The sequence below is a fragment of the Spirosoma oryzicola genome (assembly GCF_021233055.1).
GTDB classification, from domain to species: Bacteria; Bacteroidota; Bacteroidia; order Cytophagales; family Spirosomataceae; genus Spirosoma; species Spirosoma oryzicola.
The window spans coordinates 2,018,323-2,038,882 of record NZ_CP089538.1; the positions used below are offsets into that span (position 1 = coordinate 2,018,323).

Genomic DNA, 20,560 nt, shown 5'->3' on the forward strand with positions numbered 1-20,560 from the left:
AGTGCTTTTACGGCAACGCGAACGCCACGTAAGAACCGCCCGGTTTCAAGCCGTAGCGGGTGCCCCCAGCCGCAATGACGATGTACTGCTTACCATCGGCCATATACGTTATGGGTGTGGCAAAACCACCCGCTGGTAATTTGTACTCCCACACGATTTTTCCGGTTTTCTTGTCAAAAGCGCGCAGTTTCTCGTCGTAGGTAGCGGCAATAAATACCAGGCCACCAGCCGTTACAATGGGTCCGCCGTGATTTTCGGTGCCCGTTGGTGGAACTCCTTTTTTCGTTAATTCTGGATATTCGCCCAGGGGTACCTGCCAGAGGTAGTTACCGGTGTTCAGGTCAATGGCGTTCAGCGTTCCCCAGGGTGGTTTGATGGCGGGGTAGTTATCCTGATCCCGAAACTGAGTGTTGCCATTGTTCAGATAAGGCGGAATGTATGGAAACGAAGCGCCTTCGGGAACGGGTGTCGTTACAACGGAACTGTGCTGATCCGCAGGCCCGTTGCTTGGCTTCACATCCAGCTTCAGTAAGTAGCTTACGAGTGCTTCACGATCTTCCTTCGACAAATGACCGAACGATGGCATCCGCCCGCGACCGGTTACCAGGATGGCTTCGATCTGCTCTTTGGACAGCCGCTTGCCCACTTCCGTCAGGTCAGGATAGGCTTGCGCGGTTTGATTGGCCTCGCTTCCTTTCCCACCCGTGCCATGACAGACCGCACAGTTTGCCGCAAACAGGGTACCGCCCTTAGTCAACGCTGCACCATTTGTTTGCGCCCGCAGATCCCGCATTTTCAGCCACCAGAGCATGGTGTTGGCATTCTGGTAGAGAATACCGTCCGGATCGGCAGCATTGCCACCCCACTCGGCTCCTCCACCAAAACCGTAGTAAAGGCTACCTTCCAGGCTAGGCGGCATGTATTTGCTACCGTGCCGACTATTCTTGTAGCGGTCCAGCACGTACGCGTGGGCTTCGGGGGTTCGGGTGGTAATTTCGGCTTCGGTCAATTCCTGCCGGACAAACGGGGCCGGTTTGGTCGGCACGGGTTGGGTAGGCCAGGGGTGTTCGCCGGGAAGAGCGGGCGAAGTCGGAACGGCGACCTCCTTGACGGGGAAAAGCGGTTTGCCCGTATCCCGATCAAAAACAAATACATAACCGTCTTTCGTGGCTTGCGCTACAGCATCGATTATCCGGCCGTTGTGCTTAACGGTGATGAGGTTTGGCGGGCACGGTAGATCACGGTCCCACAGATCGTGGTGTACGGTCTGAAAATGCCAGACGCGCTTGCCGGTCTCGGCGTTGAGGGCAATCACGCAGTTGGCAAACAAATTCTGACCCGTCCGCGCTCCGCCGTAAAAGTCAACCGATGGTGAGCCCGTGCCCGCGTAAACGATGCCCCGTTTTTCGTCGATGACCATACCAGCCCAGCAGTTGGCACCACCCAGTTTTTTGTACGAATCTTTGGACCACGTTTCGTAGCCGTATTCGCCGGGCAGGGGAATGGTATGAAAAACCCACGCCAGCTTGCCGGTCCGGACGTTGAACGCGCGGATGTAACCCGGAGGGGCATCACCTCCTTCCGAAACGGCTGAACCCGTGATCAACAGATCTTTGTAGATGACACCGGGCGTCGTAACCCGAATCGAGAAGTTGGCCGCGTCGTAGCCGAGCGTTTCTTTATCACCCAATCCTTCGTGCAAATCAACTACCCCGTTGTTGCCAAAATCGTCGATTAGTTTGCCGGTGGTGGCATTGACGGCGTACAGAAAAGCCCCCACAGAGTATAAAATGCGCTTATTCTGAGCGTCGGTCTGGCTACTATCTTCCCAGTAGACAACGCCCCGTACCGGGTGGAAGCGCGGCTTTTTTTCGGGATCGGCAAATGGATCAAATTGCCAGAGTTGTTTGCCCGTAGCGGCTTCAACGGCAAAGAGTTTCATGCGCGGAGTCGTTCCGTACAGAACGCCTTTGATCACGATAGGCTGGCACTGAATGTCCATACCCCGCTGGTTTGGATTCTTATTGTCGCCGGTTTCGTAGGTCCACGCCAGACGCAGGTTCTTTACGTTTTGCGTATTGATCTGGTTTAAGGGCGAATACCGATTACCAGCGCTGTTACCGCCGTAGGTAGGCCAGTCGTTGCCGGTTTTACGCGGATCTTCGACCGGGTTTTCCTGGTACAAAGGCAGGGAGCCTCCCAGGATCGATAGGCCGAACAAAAGTTTAAACGCAAAATTCATGGGTTGGTTGAGTCGGTTAAAAAAGGAAATGGATCAACGAGGAATCGTTATAACGAGGAATCGTTATTTGGCTTTCTCGTAAAATTCGTACGTGATCGTCCACGTTACTTCCTGACCAGGAGCCGCTTCCAGACGGATGTAAGGCTCTGGACAGGAAGTGGTTGCGCAGGCCCAGTAGACCAACTTTTCTAGAGGCTGATCGCCCGTAATACGCACGCCCGCGCCGATTTTTTTATTTTCGATACGGATGTCGTAATCCTTAGCGGTAGACGACAAACCTTGCAAACCCGCGCTGAAAACGGTTTCTTTTTTCTCGAAATCGCGCGAATAGACGAGCCGGTTGCCCTGCGTCTGAATAAGATCGCCAAACCCTTTACCGTCCGCTTTGACCGTAAACGGAAGTTCTACTTCAATGCCGGGGCCAGTGGGTTGCTTGTCGATGACAAAAAAATTGTGATTGTACACGCTCGTCCTGATGGGTTGCTTCCCTGTGTTTTTCAGACGGTGTTCCAGAATGAGTTCAGGTTTCCCTTTCGTCAACCGGACCGTCTTGAGGTAGTGGTACCCATAGCCCGTAGCGGGATCGGTCAAATCGTGCGTAAAATCAACGTGATCGCTGTACCGGTCGACTTGCCGCTTGCCCGGATTGGCTATGTCGTAATAGCGAGCGAAGGTGTAGGGCTTATCGTCGGGTTTTCGCAATGCGCCAACGCCTATTTTGACGAAGGTATCACCCGCTTTGGCGTCGGTATAATTGAGCGGAGTAAATTCTTCGACGGGGCCGTTGATCGCGTCATGCAGCTTGGGATCGTAATTGTCAAACCACTGATCGACGAAATTATGGCCTTTGTAAGTAAGGTTTTTGAACGCTCCCGACCAGTCGAAACGGGTTCCCCGGTAATAGCCCTGCTGTTCATCGGGTAGATACAGCGTGGTCTGAATGAGTCCGTTCGACAATTCTGTTTGAGGCCATTCTGCCGGGGGCGTGGTGCTACACAGCCCAAGAGCGCCGACTGCTGCGATGAGTATTTTTTTCAAGGTCGTATGCGTTTGTTGGACGTGTTTGCAGAGTATTCCTAATGATGTCAACTGGTGGCGTCAGTTTCTCAAAACTGACGCCACTTCGGAAAAGCGTATTAATTCAGGTTCGGATTGATTGACGTATCCGAGTAAGGCAATGGGAACCAATAATTTGCCTTTGTGATCGCCTTGATTGGTTGCAGATCGTCGGCGCTCTTGTTGGCATTGGCCGCTTCGACGCGCTCGAGTCGGACAAGGTCAAACCAGCGGGTCCGCTCACAGGCAAACTCCCAGGCACGTTCCTGTACCACCTCGTCGGCAAATTGGGTGGCCGTCAGCCCATCAGCTGTTGACAGTGCTTTGGTACCCGTCGCCCGACCCCGTAGTCGAACTTGGTTAAGAGCATCATACGCAGCCTGGTCGGGACCACTTGTACTACGGGCTTTGGCTTCTGCGTAAATCGTTAGCACGTGCGGGTAACGCATCATAACCGACGGCAGCGAAATGCTGGACGTAACGACATTGCCTTTGATGTACCATTTCTGGTAGTACGGGTGCTTCGTCAGGCTCTGCTGCCAGGGGATTTTAGTCGAGCCAAGACCGAACTCGGTGCGGAAGGTAGCCGACTTGCGAGGACCTTCGGGAAAGTCGCGGAAGAAATTCAGTTCGGCAAACATATCGTCCCAGCCACCTTCTTCGCCGGGCATGGTTGTGTTCCCGTACGTAGCATTGGCCGTACCGCTACCGCCCGTGAAACCGCTGATCTGGAATACCGATTCGGGAATGCTGGCCACCGCAGGGTCGTTTGCAAAAACCTCCGCAAAAGTCGGCATCAGCTGAAAGCCGTAGGTTGCCCGGTTGTCGATCACTTCTTTGGCTTTAGCCGCTGCCAGATCGTATTTGTCGGTCTGTTTCAAAGGCCAGCCCGCCATTGTCAGGTACACGTCCGCGAGAAACGCCTTCGCCGAACCGACGTTTGGGCGACCCGGATCGCGTCGGGTGTTAGGCAGCAGGGTTTCCGCTTTCTTCAGATCCTCAACGATAAGCGCGTATACCTCCGCTGGCGTCGATTTTTTTACCGTCAGGAGATCGGCGGAGTATTCGCCCACCGTGATGAGCGGAATGTTGCCGTAAAACCGGGTGAGCCAGTAGTAGGAAAAGCCCCGGATGAAGTACGCTTCGCCTGCAATAATGTCGATCGTTGCTTTCGTACCGCTTGTTTTCTGGTAATTGTTGATCACGTTGTTTGCCCCCTGGATGGCTTTGTAACAGCCATTGTACACAGCGCCCGACCGCTGGTTCGTGGTCGATACGGTGAATTGATCGAACTCCCGCCAGTCGGCTTTGTTGCTGGCCGGGTGCGTCGTCACGTCGTCGCTGCCGAGGGTAGCCGCATTGGCCGAGGGGTGAATAAAACCGTAGCCCCACTGGTTGGCCAAACCCCGGTACGAGCCGGTCAGGGCCGATTCCAGACCGTCCTGCGTGGCGAGTACGTTGCCGCCGTACAGCAGACCGGTTGTATCTTCTTCTAAATAACTTTTACAGCCTGCGGTGAGCATAGCCGCCAGTGAAAATATAAGTAACTTTTTCATGAATGTCAAAACGGATTAGAAGCCCAGGTTTACGCCAAGTGTATAGGTTTTCGAGTTTGGATAAGAACCGTAGTCAATACCGATAGCCGTATCGGTGTTTGACCCCACGCGGGCGGATTCTGGATCTGGACCTTTGTATTTGGTAATGGTCAGCAGGTTCGTTGCGCTGAAGAATACCCGAAGGTTGGCTTTATTCTGGATGAAGCCCGTTGGTACTGTATACGAAAGACTTACGTTTTTCAGCCGAACAAAGCTGCCGTTTTCCAGGAACCGGCTCGACTGCGTAAAGGGCTGGTAGGTTCTGGTGAATGCCGGAATATCGGACGTTTCGTTACCGGGGCGGTAGTAATCCCGGATCTCGGACAGAATGAACTGCCGGGCGTCGCCCGAACCTGATAAGGCAGCCGCCCGCGTGTAGTTGAGCTTATCGACGCCAAACACGCCGTTGAAAAATACGTTCAGCGTTAAGCCTTTATACGTAAAGGTGTTGTTCCAGCCACCCGTTGCTTTCGGAAACGCCCGACCAATGATCTGAAAATCGTCGGTCGTAATGGCGTTGTCGCCGTTGAGGTCCTGGTAACGGGGATCGCCCGGTACGCGCCCGAACTGAGCGGCCAGATCAGCCTCGTTTGGTTTGAAGGTTCCCAGGTATTTCAAGCCCCAGTACGATCCCAGTGGCTCACCCGGCATCAGCATAAACTCGTTGGTGGATGACATACCGCCCCCAACACCCGTACCTTGACCAAGACGAGGCAGACCGCCCAAGCTAATCACTTTGTTTTGCAGTGTCGACAGGTTCAGGTTCGTTTCCCAGCGGAATCCGGCTTTGTCGATAGGCGTACCACCGATGGAGAATTCGAACCCGGTGTTTTCAACTTCGCCGACGTTCCGGGCCTGAGTACCACCACCCGCATAGCTTGGAATCGCTACGTTGAGCAGAAGATCCGTTGTGTTTTTATTGAAGTAATCGGCTTCGATCCGCAGACGGCCATTCAGGAATTCCATTTCCAGACCCACATCGACCTGCTTGGTGGTTTCCCACTTCAGGTCGGGGTTGCCGGGGTTGCCCAAAATTACCCCTGCCGTGGCCGCCGAGTTGTTGAACGCAACCGAGGTTGTACCGTAGGTCGACAGCGTTGCGTACGGGTTGATCGCCTGGCTACCTGTCATACCCCAGCTTCCGCGCAGTTTCAGGTTGCTGAACACGTTGAGGTTTTTGATGAAATCTTCTTCCGATAACCGCCAGCCCAGTGCCAAGGATGGAAACACGCTATACCGATTAGCTTCACCAAATTTCGATGAGCCGTCCCGACGAACCGCTGCGGTGACCAGGTATTTATCTTTAAAACCGTAGTTGATGCGGCCCAGTAGCGACAACAGCGTCCATTTCGAATAACCCGACGATACCGTAGCCGCTGTGTTGCCGCCGATGTTGTCGTAGCCTAGCTGAGGAAACCGCAGTCCAGAAGCACTCGCCGTGAAGTTTTGATCCGTAAACTGCTGCGTTTCCAACACCGCAACTGCATTGATCGAATGATCACCAACTTTAAGGTCATAGTTTAAGCTATTGGTGTTTTGCAGCGTTACCTGTTCGGACGAATAGCGGCTTGCCGTCGGCACGTTATTCGAGAGCCGCTTGCCGTTCAGGTTCAGGTTCTGCGCGTTCAGGTAGTTAACGGCATACTGTAAATCAAGCGACAACCCTTTAATGGGTAGTTTGTAGTTCAATCCACCGTTGATGTTCAACCCCGTCCGGTTCTGATCAACTGACTGATCGTACAGGTAATCTAATGGGTTCCTGTACACAGAACCGATGGGGTCCGTGAACGTAGGCTGACCGTCTGAACCGTAGGCGGGGGTTGTGGGTGCCCAGGCCAGTGCCTGCACGATGGCTCCACCGTCGAGGGTGTTGTGGTTCTGCGAGCGCGTACCCCACAGATTTAGCCGGAGCGATAGCTTATCGTTGATTTGTGTATTGATGTTCGTACGGAGAATGTACCGCTTGAAACCGCTGTTATTAACGATCCCGTTCTGATTTAGGTAGTTGCCCGAGATCAAGAAGGTCGTTTTTTCGCTACCACCCGACAGCGTGATCTGGTGCTGCTGGCCGCTTCCCTGCCGAAAAACCAGACTCTGCCAGTCAGTACCGCCGTTTTGTTTGAACTGAGCGATTTGGTCTGATGTAAACGGAAGATTCGAACCGGTAGCCGTGGCGCGGGCATTCACGATTTCGGCAAATTCACCGGCGGGTAGCACGTCGTACCGTTTAATGTTTTCCGAGATGCTGAACTGTCCTTCGTAATTGACTTTTAGCCCGCGCGCGCCCTTTTTAGTCGTGATGATTACCACGCCATTTGCCCCCCGGCTACCGTAAATCGAGGTCGAAGCCGCATCTTTCAGAATCTGAAGGGTTTCGATATCGTTCGGGTTAACGAAGTTGAAATTGGCACCCACATACCCATCGACAACGTACAGCGGGTCGTTATTGCCCAGTACGGAGTTTGCACCCCGGATACGGATACGCGCGTCGCCACCAGGAGCCCCGTTGGTCTGGGTTACCTGCACGCCCGCAGCCCGTCCCTGCAAAACCTGATCCAGACGGGTAACCGGTTGCTGGGCGAATTCTTTGGTCGAGATGGCCGTCAATGCGCCCGTTACGTCGGTTTTACGCTGCGTACCGTACCCGACAACTACGACTTCGTTCAGCGTTTTCTGATCCTCCGCCATCTGGACGTTGACGACCGAGCGGCCATTCACCGGTACGGTTTGGCTGACATACCCGATGTTGGAAAACACCAGCGACGTTGTACCTGCCGCATTAAGCGAGAAGTTACCCGACGCATCGGTAGATGTTCCCGTAGTCGTTCCGCTCACCTGAACGTTAACGCCAGGAAGTCCCTGGTTATCGGGACCGGTCACTTTACCGGTCACTCTGGTACCCTGAGCGAACGCATAACCTTCGCAGAGAAGTAGCAGTACAATGAAAAACTTTACAGTTCTTTTCATAATAAGGGTTTGAATAGAAATAATAAGTGTATGGAGTTTAAGGGATGAATAGGTAATGCTTGGGTACTTGTCTTGATGGTTTCGGCATTGCCGCCCGCGCGGTGGTGTCGGTTTCTCAAAACCGACCCTTGGCGTCAGCAATTTGTGTCGGTTTTGAGAAACCGACACCACCACGCCGATCACCAGTCTACGACGGAGCCGTCGAGGGCGTTGTATGTTTCCGGGTTTCGCCAGTCGTGACCGATTTTATCTTTTAGTTGCGCTTCGTCTAGCTCGATGCCTAAGCCCGGCCCTTTGGGAATGAGTACGGTGCCATCTTTTTGTAGCTTGAACGGATTTTTGATATAGCCTTCTCCCAGCGAGACCTGCTCCTGTACCAAAAAATTAGGCACACTAGCCGCCAGGTGAAGACCTACGGCCAACGATATAGGCCCCATTGGGTTGTGGGGTGCAATCGGTACGTAATAGGCTTCGGCCATCCCTGCAATGATGCGTCCTTCGGTGATGCCCCCGGCATGGCATAAGTCGGGCTGAACGATGCTGACGGCTCGTTTTTCCAGTAATTCGCGGAAGCCCCATTTCGTAAAAATGCGTTCGCCAGCGGCAATGGGAAGGTGCGTACCCCGCGCAATGTCGGCCAGTACGTCAACGTTCTGCGCCTGAACGGGCTCTTCGACAAACATCGGATTGAAAGGCTCCAACTCCTTGATCAGTAGCTTGGACGTTTGGGGCGGAATGCTACCGTGGAAGTCGATGGCAATGTCCATATCGTCACCGCCTGCCTGGCGTAGAGACGCGAAATTATCGACCGCGTATTTGACGAATCGAGGGTTCTCGACAATGTTGGCGGGATTCTTTTTGGCTACGCCGGTTTTGATAACGGTGTAGCCTTCTTCTTTCCGTTTTTTCATGTCTTCGGGCGTACTCGCCCGACCGTATACCCGCACGCGGTCTCGGGTCGGACCGCCGAGCAACTCATACACCGGCACGTTGAGAAGTTTGCCTTTTATATCCCAAAGGGCATGATCAATACCGCTCAGGGCGCTGGTCAGGATGGGACCACCCCGGTAGAAAGCGTGCCGGTAAATCGCCTGCCAATGATGAACAACCTGCCGGGGATCTTTTCCGATCAAATACGGTTCGACCTCCTTGATGGCCGTTTGAATCGTGAGTGCCCGACCTTCGAGCAATGGTTCGCCGAGACCCACAACGCCAACGTCGGTATGAATTTTAAGGAAAATCCAGCGGGGTTTGACCAGGAAGGTTTCGAGCTTTGTGATCTTGACTTTGCTGTAATCGGCAAAATGATCAGGACTGGATGCGTACGATGTTTGCGGTAGTACCATCGTGCTCATACCCGCAACACCCAGCACTGACTGAATAGCGGACCGACGAGACATACCGGCTTGTTTCCGTGGCGATTTCATCTTAGGTAAGGGCGTAAGTCAATGTACGATAGATAAGTAAGGGTAACGGTATTGCTTCGGAGGTGGGTGTTGTGGTGTCTGCGGGGTCACCCGTTTGGTTTACTAGGCCCCGCAGACACCATAACACTAGAGATTTTTAAGGTCGGATGATGGTACCGTCCATCCGGCGTACCTGCCAGTTGGATTTGGTTGTGATCGGATACTTCGCGGCTTCTTTCTCGTTAATATCCACGCCCAGGCCCGGAACCTCATTGACCGACATATATCCTTTGTTCATGGTCGGACAGCCGCTAAACACGGCCTGTGTTTTCTCCGAGAAAGCCACCGCTTCCTGAATACCGAAGTTCCAGACGGCCAGATCGATGTGCGCATGAGCCGCGTGGCCTACCGGCGAAACGTCGCCCGGACCGTGCCAGGCCGTCCGAATGTTGAACCACTCACCCAGCCGGGCTACCTTCATGGCGGGCGTAATACCTCCAATCTGCGATACGTGAATCCGGATGTAATCGAACCACTGGTTGACCATTGGCTCTTTGAACTCGTTGATGTTGTTAAACAACTCACCCATCGCAATAGGTACCGACGTAACCTGCCGCAACTGGGCGAACCACTTCATATTTTCGGGGGAGAACGGGTCTTCGATAAAGAACGGACGGTAGTCTTCAACCTGCTTGATCATGTTGATGGCTTCCATCGGCTGCACCCGCTCATGAACGTCGTGGAGCAGTTCGATTTCTTCGCCACACTGTTTCCGAACCATTTCAAACATCTTGGGAACCGACTTTAAGTAACCCAGTACGTTCATGTACGCATCGCCTTCGTAGCCAAAGCCAGCGTTTTTGAAATCGGGTTTGTCGACGTTGCTCCCCACGCCACCATAGCCGCCCTGCTGAATACGGATGTATTTGAAGCCTTGCTCCATGAACTTCTTCACGCTGTCGGCGGTGGCTTCGGGCGTGGTGCCGCCCGCGTGGGTGTAGCAGGGAATGGCGAAGCGAACTTTACCGCCCAGGAGTTGATAAACTGGCATCCCCGCCCGTTTGCCTTTGATATCCCACAACGCCTGATCGAGTCCACTCAAGGCATTGTTCAGTACGGGTCCGTTGCGCCAGTAAGAACTAACATAAGCCGACTGCCACATATCCTCGATGTTATCAACGTCTTTACCAACGCAGAACTCGTTGAGGTAGGTGTTGATCGCTACCACGACCGCAGCCGCGCGCTGGGTAAAGGTGGCGCAACCCAGGCCGTACAGACCCGGCTCGGTGGTTTCGACCTTGACGACGATCAGGTTCGAACCCTGCGGAGCCGTGGCAATGGCTTTGACACTTTTGATCTTAACAGGTGTCGTGCCGATGGCATACCCCGGTGTAGTTCTTTGCTCGCGGGCTTGGGCAGCCGATGGGCCGCCAAAGAGGCCTAGTAAACCAGCAGAAGAGCCGAAGCCCAGCATTTTTAAGGTGTCACGACGGCTTTGATCCGATTGATTCATGAGAGAATTTGGGAAAAAGAGTTATTGGTAATGGTTTCAATTATTGGAATGACAGGATGAACAGGGCCGGGTCCGCCAAAAATTACGGTGGGGAACTCTATGGGCCATTTTTGAACAGAAGTACATAGCGAACCAGGTATCCTGTTCATCCTGTCAATGGTATTCAGTCGTTATTTTTTGTCCCACCAAACGCGGGTGTCCAGCGTATTTGGGCCCTGCCGAGCGATGGCTTCGTTGAGGCTTCCCGAGTTGACGACGATTTCACTGTCGGGGTAGGGCATACGGCGGATAAAGTCACCTTTTACTTCGGAGCCAGGGTATGGGTTTTTCTGCAACGTGGGATAACCACTGCGCCGGAAATTAGCGAAGGCTTCGTTGCCGTCCAGAAAACTGGCTACCCAATACTGCGTGTTGATCTGGTCTAATGCCTTACTGGCATCCAGTGGATGAGCGTCCAGGTAAGCTTTAATGGCCGCTTCCGAAATTGCTGAGTTACTGCCGTACTGGGCCATCTGTTCCAGAGCGGCCCGGATACCCGTTGTGTAGTAATCGGCGGCTGAACCAGTAACCCAGCCCCGCACGGCTGCCTCCGCCAACAAAAGCTGCGTTTGTGCGTACGTAACGTGAAATTCGGGGGCATCCAGCTTTAAGACTGTGTTCAGGTTGACCTGCGAATAGTCCCACAGACTGGCTACTCCGTTCTGGCTGAACGTAGATGCAATCGAGACATCGTTATAGCCCATTGGCATCCCAATCTGAAGCTTCGGATCAGACGAGGCCCGATCATTGACCTGCTCCTGACCGCCTTTCGCGCCTACGTACCGAACGGCAAAAATGGGTAGTCGGGGGTCGTTGTTTTGTTTCAGGTAATTGACGAAGGGCGCAGCGAGGTAGAAGTTCGTTTTTTCGCGGGCGGCTAAATGGTTGGCAATATAGTTGTTGTAAATAGCCGTATGGCGTAATACCGAATTGTCGGCATTGGATTGGAACAAGCCACCCGCTACGGCTTTTTTAACGTAGCTTTGAGCCATTGTCGGATCAACTTTTGTCAGGCGCATGCCCGCCCGCAGCATAAGCGAATAGCCGAGCTTTTTCCATTTGGCTACGTCTCCACCGTAAAGAATGTCGGTCGTAACGGCGGTTTGCGTACTGGTTAAGGCTGCCGATGCTTCGTCCAGCTCTTTCAGGATATCCTTGTAAATCTCCTGTTGCGGATCGTATTTGGGCGTGATAGTCTCCGTCGTGTAGCCCTGACCCGCCTGGAAATACGGAACATCGCCGTAGGTGTCGGTTAGAACCAAAAAGGTGTAGGCTCGCCAGATACGGGCCGCGTTGTAGGTGTTGCTCTGCAACGGATCGCTTTTCGTCTGATCCAGTACGGCCACCAGTTGCTTGACGACATTGCGGTAAAAATTGGTCCAGACCAAAGGCGTATTGCCGCTGTTCACCTGATCGTAATTAGCGCCCGACAGCGAACTGCCGTAGGGCGTAATGATCTGCTGCACGATCCCGAAGTTATAGGTCAGCATGCCCAGTGTGCCAAAGCCATCCAGGTAGTTGGTATTGATAATCGCTTTGTTAAGAATCAACGAAGGAGCCAGATATGTTGGGTCCACCTTGTTGGTGTTGATCTCGTCAAAGCCCTGATCGCAGCCGGTAAGCAAGCTCAGCGAAAGCAGTAGGGTAAGGGTATGTTTGAGGTTCGTTTTCATAATTTTAGGATGAGTAACGTGGACATCTGGTCCACCTTTTCTACACGACCAAGCGGACCAGAAGTCCACATTACATTAGAACCGAACATTTAGGTTGAAACCGATGCTGCGGGTTGGTGGAAGACCCGGCCAGAAATCCAGCCCGACGGAGTTGTCCGACGAAACCAGGGCTTCTTCGGGGTCCATATTTTCGGTCCATTTCTTCAGGATCAGCACGTTATTGGCTACCGCGTTTAGCCGCAACCCTTTGATGAACAGGCTTTGGGGTAATAGCTTCGTGAAATCGTAGCCTAACGTAATCTGGCGTAGTTTCCAGAACCCGGCGTTGAACACGAAATCTTCGTTGATGCCCAGCGGATTAAGCGATTCATAAAAAGGCTGTACAGCCGCTCTGGTCTGGTTGATTTCTCCGTTCGGGTTAACGCCGTCGCCAATCACGTAACCGACATCCCGACCGGGTAGCGTCCGTTTTGACAGGCCGTGCCGCATGTAGTTGATATTCCGTCCTGCAATCATCTTATTGCCAAGCTTGAAGTCGATCAGGAAAGAAAGCGATAAGCCCTGGTACGTGAAGGTGTTGGTGATCCCGCCGAAATAGCTGGGCAGAGCGTTTCCTACGTTTGCCAGGGTGTTGTTCCGGATCGGCAGTCCGCTGTTCGCGTCAAACACCTTACGACCCTGCGCATCCCGTAGATAGGTAAACGTGTAGAGCTGCCCGATGGGCTTGCCCACAACCTGGTTCAGCGTCCGGCCTCCTCCGCTGCTTACCGTGATGACGGTATCGTTGGGCGACAAGCCTAAGCGAAGAACTTTCGAGGTATTGTACGAGACGTTAGCGCTCACGTCCCACCGGAAAGCCGGTCTGACAACGGGCGAAAAGGTCAGCAGCATCTCAAGCCCCTGGTTCATACTCCGGCCCACGTTGATCAGCTTGCTGGTGTACGAGGACGCATCCGAAATTTGAGCCGCCAGAATCTGGTCGTTCGTCGTTTTGTGATAATAGGTGAAATCAAAGCCTATCTTGCTGTCAAACAACTTCAATTCCAGACCAACTTCGGCTTCCTGAATACGCAGTGGCCGCAGATTTTTATTGGGAACGACCGACGCGTTGATGCCGCCTACGGGCACCAGCTGACCCGATGGATTCGGAAACGAATTGTTATCGACCTGATAATAAAGTGCGTTGGAATACGGATCTACGTTGTCGGAACCCACTTCCGCGTAAGCCGCCCGCAGTTTTCCGAACGATACCCAGGTCGGAAGTTTTTCAAATGCCTGTGAGAACACAAAGCTACCCGTAACAGACGGGTACAAGATGCTTCGATTCGATGGGGCCAGCGTGGAGAACCAGTCGTTGCGGGCCGTCATGTTCAGGAACAAATAATCCCGGTACGAAAGGGTAGCTGCTCCAAACAGGGAGTTGATTTTTTTCTCGGCCAGCACGTAGATCGGATTCTTAACCCGGCCATTGGCTACGGTGTACAGGCCCGGTGTGACAAAATCCTGTACGGTTACGCTGTTGTAGTCGTTGCGGGCGTAGCGTGCGTTGCCCCCCAGGGTTACGTCCAAGCCAAATTTTCCGAATGTTCGGTTGCCGCCGAGAATGAAATCAATGTTGCGTTCGGTATTCTGACGTACATCCTGCGTGTAAGAACCGTTTACGAAGCCAATGGGTGCTTTGGCAATAGGGGCGTAGCCGTTCGGAATGTTGTAATCCTGATTACGGGTGTAGGAATCCTGGGCAATCCGGCCTTGCAGATACAACCAGTCGGTGAACTGGTATTTGAGTGCGATGTTGCCGAAGATCCGATCCCGGTTTATGTTCTCGAAACGGCGGCTCATCGAATAGTATGGGTTGTTTCGCACCAGAAAGCGGGAGAACGTAAATTCATCGCCGTTGGCGAGGGTCTGGTTTTCGCGTAGGGCTTCGAAAGGCATCGAGTTGGCGAGTGTGAAAACAACCGTCGATACCGAGAAGTCCTGCGCGTTCAGTTGGGGGGGGTTGATGTTGTTTTCTTTTGAGTAGTTGATATTTCCAGAGGCTGTCAATTTAGGGTTGATGTTCTGACTGAAACCCAGGTTGATCACTTTGCGGTTGAAGGTATTATTCTCCAGAATGCCCCGGTTGTCGGTGTTGCCGAACGAAAGACTAAAGCCACCGTTCTGTCCGTTATTGGCGACTGTTACGGTGTTGGTGAAGTTGGTGCCCACGCGGTAGAACTTCTTGACCCGATTAAAAACGGGTTCGTACGGCCAAGTTTCGTTGTCGAACAAAATCTGGGTCATACCCGGCTGAAACTTCTCGCCGAAGCTCCACACACCCGAGGATGGACTCGGTGATGTTGGGCGTTTACCACCTTCGCCTTGCCCGTATTCGTACTGAAAATCGGTGAAGTCTAGGGGCGTGTCCGTGGTAAAATTGGCGTTGTAGGTGACGCCGAACCCTTTTCCTATACCCCGGCTTTTGGTCGTGATCATGACCACACCGTCCTTCGCGCGGGAACCGTACAAAGCAGCCGCCGTAGCTCCTTTCAACACGGTCATGGTTTCAATATCGTCGGGGTTGATACTGCTCAATCCGTCGCCCCCGTCGGAATTGTTGGCGGCCCGTGAGCCGTAATCGCCACCGAGCGAGTAATTGGAGTTGTCGATAGGAACTCCGTTCACGACAATCAGCGGGTTGTTCTGACCGCTGAATGACGACTGACCGCGAATCCGGATCTTGGCCGTTCCGGCAGGTCCTGTTCCCATCGAGGTAATATTTACGCCCGCCATTTTTCCTTGTAAACCGCTCACAAAATTGGGCGTCCGGTTGGTCGATATTTGATCGGCGTTGACGGTAGCGGTAGCGTAACCAAGTGTCTTAGATTCTCTCTTGATGCCGAGTGCTGTAACGATTACTTCATCAATTGCTTTTGCGTCCTCGGCCAGCTGAACATTAACGATTGAGCGGTTATTGACCGGAACCGTCTGGCTTACGTAGCTTATGTACGAAAAGACAAGCGAGGCATTTGCCGGAGCATTGATCGAATAATTTCCCGAAGCATCCGTAGTCGTTCCAACGGAAGTTCCGCCCACCACTACGTTTACGCCAGGAAGTCCCTGGTTGTCGGGTCCCGCTCCCGTTACTTTACCCGTCACGCGGCCCGTTTGTGCAAAAGCGAGGCAGCTGCACAGGACCGGGTAGAGAAGGGTAATGATTAGTGTTTTTTTCATGAGAGGAATTGGTTAAAGGTTTAGGAAAATCACTAACGCTTACTACATATAATGCTTCTATTTATTTGTATAGTTATATTTTTATTGAGGCTGAAAATAAGCTTCCAATCGGCCTGCGAAGTCGTAGGGCGTGTATCTGTTTGCTGACTCTTTCTTTGTGTCGCTTTTTAGATGGCTTAGCGGAGTATTTTACCGAAATACTAAACGGTTGACTCGATATTGATAATCCTGAAAACGCGTATAGGCGTGAAGTTAGGCTACCAGTTATGAATGGCTCCGTCGGGGCTTTTCAGAATCGGATGCGGGAATTGCGTCTTGGCGGTAACCTCCATAACGAACGTTGCTTTCTTGGGATCAAACTTGACACCCAGGCCCGGCTCCGGATTGAGATAAAGCTTCCCGTTCTTAAAATTCACGAAATCCTCGTTGAAGTAAGCAGGTCGTTCCGGTTCGCCACCACCCAGTTCCATCAGGCAACGCATCGGACTGCTGGACCCCAATACGTGTAACAACGTGGCTGTCGCCAGCGGCCCCGTAAAGTGCGGTATCATGCCCACATAATGCGTTTCGCACATGGAAGCTAGCTTTTTGAATTCAGAGATTCCCCCGGTATTGGGCAGCGTGAAGCGCGTGTAATCAATCAGATGCTGTTCGATAAAGGTGTTACTTTCCCAGCGGTCGCCAAATTGTTCGCCAACGGCAATCGGTACGGTAGTCATCTGCCGAACGGTTTTGTACACGTCCGGATTTTCGGAGCGGACGATATCTTCGACAAAGTAAGGTTCCAGATTTTCGAGGGCTTTACAAATTTTTACGCCTTCGGTCGTGTCGAAGCGGGTGTGCAGATCGATGGCCCACTTGCCGCCACCGCCTACGGCTGCATCAATGCGCTTACAGAATTCAATGGTTTTCTTGGCGTTGTCGTAGAAGTCAAAAGCGGTATCACCGTTGCCGCCGGTTGGGCCAATCCGGTAGGCGCGCAAACCCGCTTCGATGCAATCTCGGGCGCGTTCTTCTTCCGTTTTTGCTTTCGAAGCCCGGAAGCCAGTGGCATAACACTCAACGTATTCCCGCGTGGCACCGCCCAGCAGTTCGTAGACCGGTACGCCAAGCGCTTTGCCTTTAATGTCCCACAAGGCCATTTCGAGCGCTCCCAGTGCATGAAGCTTTTCCCGACCTGGGGGGTAAAACATGCCCCGGTACACATTCTGCCAGATATGTTCAATGCGAAATGGATCTTCGCCGATAATCATTTGCGCGCACTGCTCGATCATATCCTTCGAGCCACCTTCTCCGATGCCGACGATACCGCCATCTGTTTGAATCTCAACGATACCACGCGCCTGATTGAAAAGCGGTTTATTATAACCCGGTGCGCTGTAATAGCGAATCTTGGTGATTTTTAATTTCGGTGCGGCCTCCACGACACTTGCTGGTAAACCTGCCCACACGGCGGCTGCGCTGGCTAAGGATGATTTGAGGAAAGTTCTACGTTGCATAAGAGGATTTAGGAACTATCAGGTTTTCGCTTAATCGTTTAAGCTATTAGGCAAATTTAAATCAGCACGACCGATTTTACTTTTGACGAGGCTCTTTCGACCAATTCTGCTTTCATGAGTACCTGCGAGGGTTCAGTGGATTCATGTCTTAGTTTTTTGACCAGTACCTCAACGGCTTTTTTTCCCAGCAACACGATAGGCTGCTTTAAATAGGTAATTGGGCAATGGTACAGTTCAAATACTTCTGCCTGTCCAAAGCTGACAATTGCCAGATCGGTTGGCACCTGTAAACGTAACGTATTAATGTATTTTAACCCATTGATTGCCAGGCTATACGTTGCGAAAAGGATGGCGTCAACGGGTTGTTTTCCTGACAACATCTGATCAATAGCCGCTTGTACACCAGCCTCGATGGCGCTCATTCGAACTTCCTGTAACCAGGACTTTTGGACGGTCCGGTTGTGATCGTTAAGTGCGTCGCTGTAGCCTCTAATACGTTCCCGCATATGAAACATCTGCGAGTCGTAAGCAATCATGCCGATGTGCTGGTATCCACTCCGAATCAAATGAGAACCTGCGTCATACGATGCCTGGTAATGATCGGTAGAAACAAAGTCAGTCTGCATATCCGGAAAATACCGGTCCAGCAAAACAAACGGTATGTGTCTATCGGTTAGGTATTGAATTTGCTCCTCGGTGTCTTCTGCCGAAACAATAATAAAGCCATCGACTTGTCTGTTGATCAGTACGTCCAATAAATCGCGCGACTTATCAGCGTTTTCGTCCGAGCTACCAATAATAACCGTGTATCCGTTTCGCTTGGCTTCATCCTCCACCACGCGGGCTATGTTTGCAAAAAAAGGGTTCGAGATATCCGCTATAATCAAACCAATGGTATGGGTTTTTCCGCTGCGTAAACTCTTGGCAAGATGATTCGGCTGGTAATTCAGATCAGCCGCGATCTGTCTTATTTTTTGCGCAATTTCCTGGCCAACCCGACTTTCCTTTTCCTTACCATTCAGAACATAGGACACTAGAGCGGTAGAAACACCAGCTTTCACGGCTATGTCCTTTAACGAAGTTTTTTTAGTACTCATCGATGTTTATTGACGATCAAATCTATGCTTAATCCTTTAAACAACAAAGCGTTCATGTGAAATTTTTTACTATTTTTTTAATAAATAGCATTTTTAAAATTAAGCAAAGATTGTCCATTTCGAGGGATAAGCGCTGGTAGAAGTAGCTTACTGTAGTTTATTGTATGCTTAATACGAACGCTGCTTTATAAACAGCAATGCCGTATCGCAGCGATACGGCATTGCTGTTTTTTTCAATACGTTTGTTGGATCGACGTTATTTCAGCACTTTCTCCAGGCACTTGACCGTAATCAGATAAGTAGGTTTGACGCCCAGCGTACCCAGGCTGCCGGACGCTAATGTTGCACCAGTAAGCAGCGGGTTGTCAGAGGCATAATACGCGTAACGAACTTTGACGTTTGTCGAAACGCTATCCCGAATTTTCGACTGTGCCTGAATCGCTTTCTGGTAGTGAGCACCTTCCATTTCAAGGCCAATTGCTTTCCACGACGAATTTTTGAAATAACTGAGTACGTTCTTATTCTGTAGCGACGTGCCCAGTACCGTAATCATCGCTCCTTCGTACACCGGTATGCCGTGTCCTTCGAAATCTTCTTTGCAGAAATCATTGTCTAACGGATAATTATCGGCGGTTCCCTCAAAAATGTGCGCCGTTGGAATCATCAGATCGCCTTTCTCGCCCGTCAGAATGCCCGCTTTGCCAATGATCGAAATCGACGCGACGTTCATGGGAAACGTTTCGTCTCCGCGCTCGAATGGTTTTAGCAACTCGTCCATAGTCTCAAAGGCCTGTTCGCCAAACGCATAATCCATGATCAGCAACAAAGGCTGATTGGCTTTGATGAGTTCCGGATCGTGCGTAATCTCTGGCGAGAGAGTCGCTGTGTCCACCTGGGCCGTGTCGATCAACTGAACCAATAGGCTGGTTCCGGCAACGTCTTCCAGCACATGCATTCCGTGTTCATTAGCGTAGCTGATAACCTGCTTTCGTAGGTCACGGTGTGCTGGCTGGCTTAACTTCAGCGCAAGGTCGTAGAGGTTGTCCCAGCTTGTGGCTTCGGCCAGCGCACCGGGTGCGTACAGGCAGTTCATCACACTGTGCGGATTGGCACTAATAATGTGAATGGGCCGCTCCTGAAGGTTGTGCTCCCAGATGTACTGCTTGATGTGCGTAGCCCAGCGTTCGCCGTAGAGGTGCTGACCGATCCGCTCGCGGAGCATGGGCGTAAAATTGATCTCCCGAGTTGTGTTCGATTCTTTGCTTTCCTTCACCGATACGCTTCCCAGGGCGTAGACGATCTGAAACAAACCGCTGTTCGTTCCTGCATTTTCGGCAAACCGCTGGTAAGCACGCTGGGTGTCTTCGAAGGTGCGGCCCAGAATAGAGCTAAGGTACATCAGCGCCAGCTCGCGTTCGTCGTCCGATACGGTGCCCCCCGATTGGATGATGGCTTCCAGCTTTTCCCATTCGCGGGTTTTGCTGCCGCGCTCCTGAAAGGCGTTGCGCCGAATTTTGTCGGCCTCCATGAACATAAACGTCAGGTGCGTCAGGATATCGTAGATTTCGCTTCGGCCATTGGTTACTTCAATAACCATTTGTTCGCTGTCGATGCGGTAACAGTTGCGTCGACGTTTGGCGGGAACCAGCACCGGGAAGTGCGAGTGTTCGAAGCCTTCCCGCGAAGCCAGCGAGATGATTCGGCAGGATTCTATGCCTTTCGGGAGTCGATCCATTACGTACACCAGACCGTCTAGTTCAACCCGTTGCTGATCGCCAACCAGGCCGTAAATTTCGGGTTGAAGCGTTAGCAGCGCCCGACGAATTTCTTCACCCGATACGCCCGATGGCTTGTAAAAACCCCGGTTGAACAAATGGCGCATCGTAATGTATAATCGTTCAATAGCGACGCGCGATTCCTGAGCGCGAGTGAGTGGGGGAGAAGGAAGAAGATCCATGAATAATCGACTGTAAGGTATAAAGACTTGTTGGGTTACCTGCGTTCATTGATTGACACCATTAACAGGATTGACAAGATTTAAGTTGATGAATAAACCGTTCCTGATAAATTTGATACTATGACTTTATTATTCATTCGGCAACGAGCCGCAAGAAGTAAGCCTGGTGAGGATCAGGTTCTAAAATGAAATTAGCTTATTGTACGTTAAACGAAAGCAGCGCAGCGAGGGCCAAGTAAGCCCGACGAGTGGATAAGCTTCTTGAACAAAAGCGCCTGAAAATCGTCCACGCTACTGGAA

11 protein-coding genes are annotated in these 20,560 nt (G+C 52.0%); all 11 read right to left on the reverse strand.

Annotation, left to right across the window (positions count from 1 at the left end; genetic code table 11):
• Positions 1 to 7: 7 nt before the first annotated feature.
• The 11 genes from LQ777_RS08190 to LQ777_RS08240 all read right to left on the reverse strand — a co-directional run bounded on the left by LQ777_RS08190 (position 8) and on the right by LQ777_RS08240 (position 20,260).
• Positions 8 to 2,242, reverse strand: coding sequence for an outer membrane protein assembly factor BamB family protein (locus LQ777_RS08190; protein WP_232562032.1), 2,235 nt, complete (start codon positions 2,240 to 2,242; stop codon positions 8 to 10).
• A 63-nt stretch (positions 2,243 to 2,305) separates the two neighbouring features.
• Complete coding sequence (locus LQ777_RS08195) at positions 2,306 to 3,280, reverse strand: hypothetical protein (RefSeq protein ID WP_232562033.1); 975 nt, start codon at positions 3,278 to 3,280, stop codon at positions 2,306 to 2,308.
• 98 nt (positions 3,281 to 3,378) lie between these two features.
• Positions 3,379 to 4,854 carry a RagB/SusD family nutrient uptake outer membrane protein gene (locus LQ777_RS08200; protein ID WP_232562034.1) on the reverse strand — a complete coding sequence of 492 codons (1,476 nt, stop codon included), beginning with the start codon at positions 4,852 to 4,854 and terminating at the stop codon, positions 3,379 to 3,381.
• A gap of 15 nt (positions 4,855 to 4,869) precedes the next feature.
• Positions 4,870 to 7,860, reverse strand: a complete 2,991-nt coding sequence (locus LQ777_RS08205; RefSeq protein WP_232562035.1) for a SusC/RagA family TonB-linked outer membrane protein — start codon at positions 7,858 to 7,860, stop codon at positions 4,870 to 4,872.
• 179 nt (positions 7,861 to 8,039) lie between these two features.
• Positions 8,040 to 9,287, reverse strand: coding sequence for a galactonate dehydratase (gene dgoD / locus LQ777_RS08210; protein ID WP_232562036.1), 1,248 nt, complete (start codon positions 9,285 to 9,287; stop codon positions 8,040 to 8,042).
• Positions 9,288 to 9,423: 136 nt separating this feature from the next.
• Positions 9,424 to 10,779: an enolase C-terminal domain-like protein gene (locus tag LQ777_RS08215; protein ID WP_232562037.1), complete on the reverse strand. Its 1,356-nt coding sequence runs from the start codon at positions 10,777 to 10,779 to the stop codon at positions 9,424 to 9,426.
• A gap of 170 nt (positions 10,780 to 10,949) precedes the next feature.
• Complete coding sequence (locus LQ777_RS08220; RefSeq protein WP_232562038.1) at positions 10,950 to 12,491, reverse strand: SusD/RagB family nutrient-binding outer membrane lipoprotein; 1,542 nt, start codon at positions 12,489 to 12,491, stop codon at positions 10,950 to 10,952.
• A gap of 75 nt (positions 12,492 to 12,566) precedes the next feature.
• Positions 12,567 to 15,707 carry a SusC/RagA family TonB-linked outer membrane protein gene (locus tag LQ777_RS08225; protein ID WP_232562039.1) on the reverse strand — a complete coding sequence of 1,047 codons (3,141 nt, stop codon included), beginning with the start codon at positions 15,705 to 15,707 and terminating at the stop codon, positions 12,567 to 12,569.
• Between the two features lie 257 nt (positions 15,708 to 15,964).
• On the reverse strand, positions 15,965 to 17,206 hold the full coding sequence (locus tag LQ777_RS08230) for a mandelate racemase/muconate lactonizing enzyme family protein (RefSeq protein WP_232562040.1): 1,242 nt from the start codon (positions 17,204 to 17,206) through the stop codon (positions 15,965 to 15,967).
• A gap of 56 nt (positions 17,207 to 17,262) precedes the next feature.
• Entirely contained in the window at positions 17,263 to 18,303 is a 1,041-nt protein-coding gene (locus tag LQ777_RS08235; protein WP_232562041.1) for a LacI family DNA-binding transcriptional regulator, read from the reverse strand.
• Positions 18,304 to 18,559: 256 nt separating this feature from the next.
• Positions 18,560 to 20,260: a DUF6909 family protein gene (locus LQ777_RS08240; protein WP_232562042.1), complete on the reverse strand. Its 1,701-nt coding sequence runs from the start codon at positions 20,258 to 20,260 to the stop codon at positions 18,560 to 18,562.
• Positions 20,261 to 20,560 lie beyond the last annotated feature (300 nt).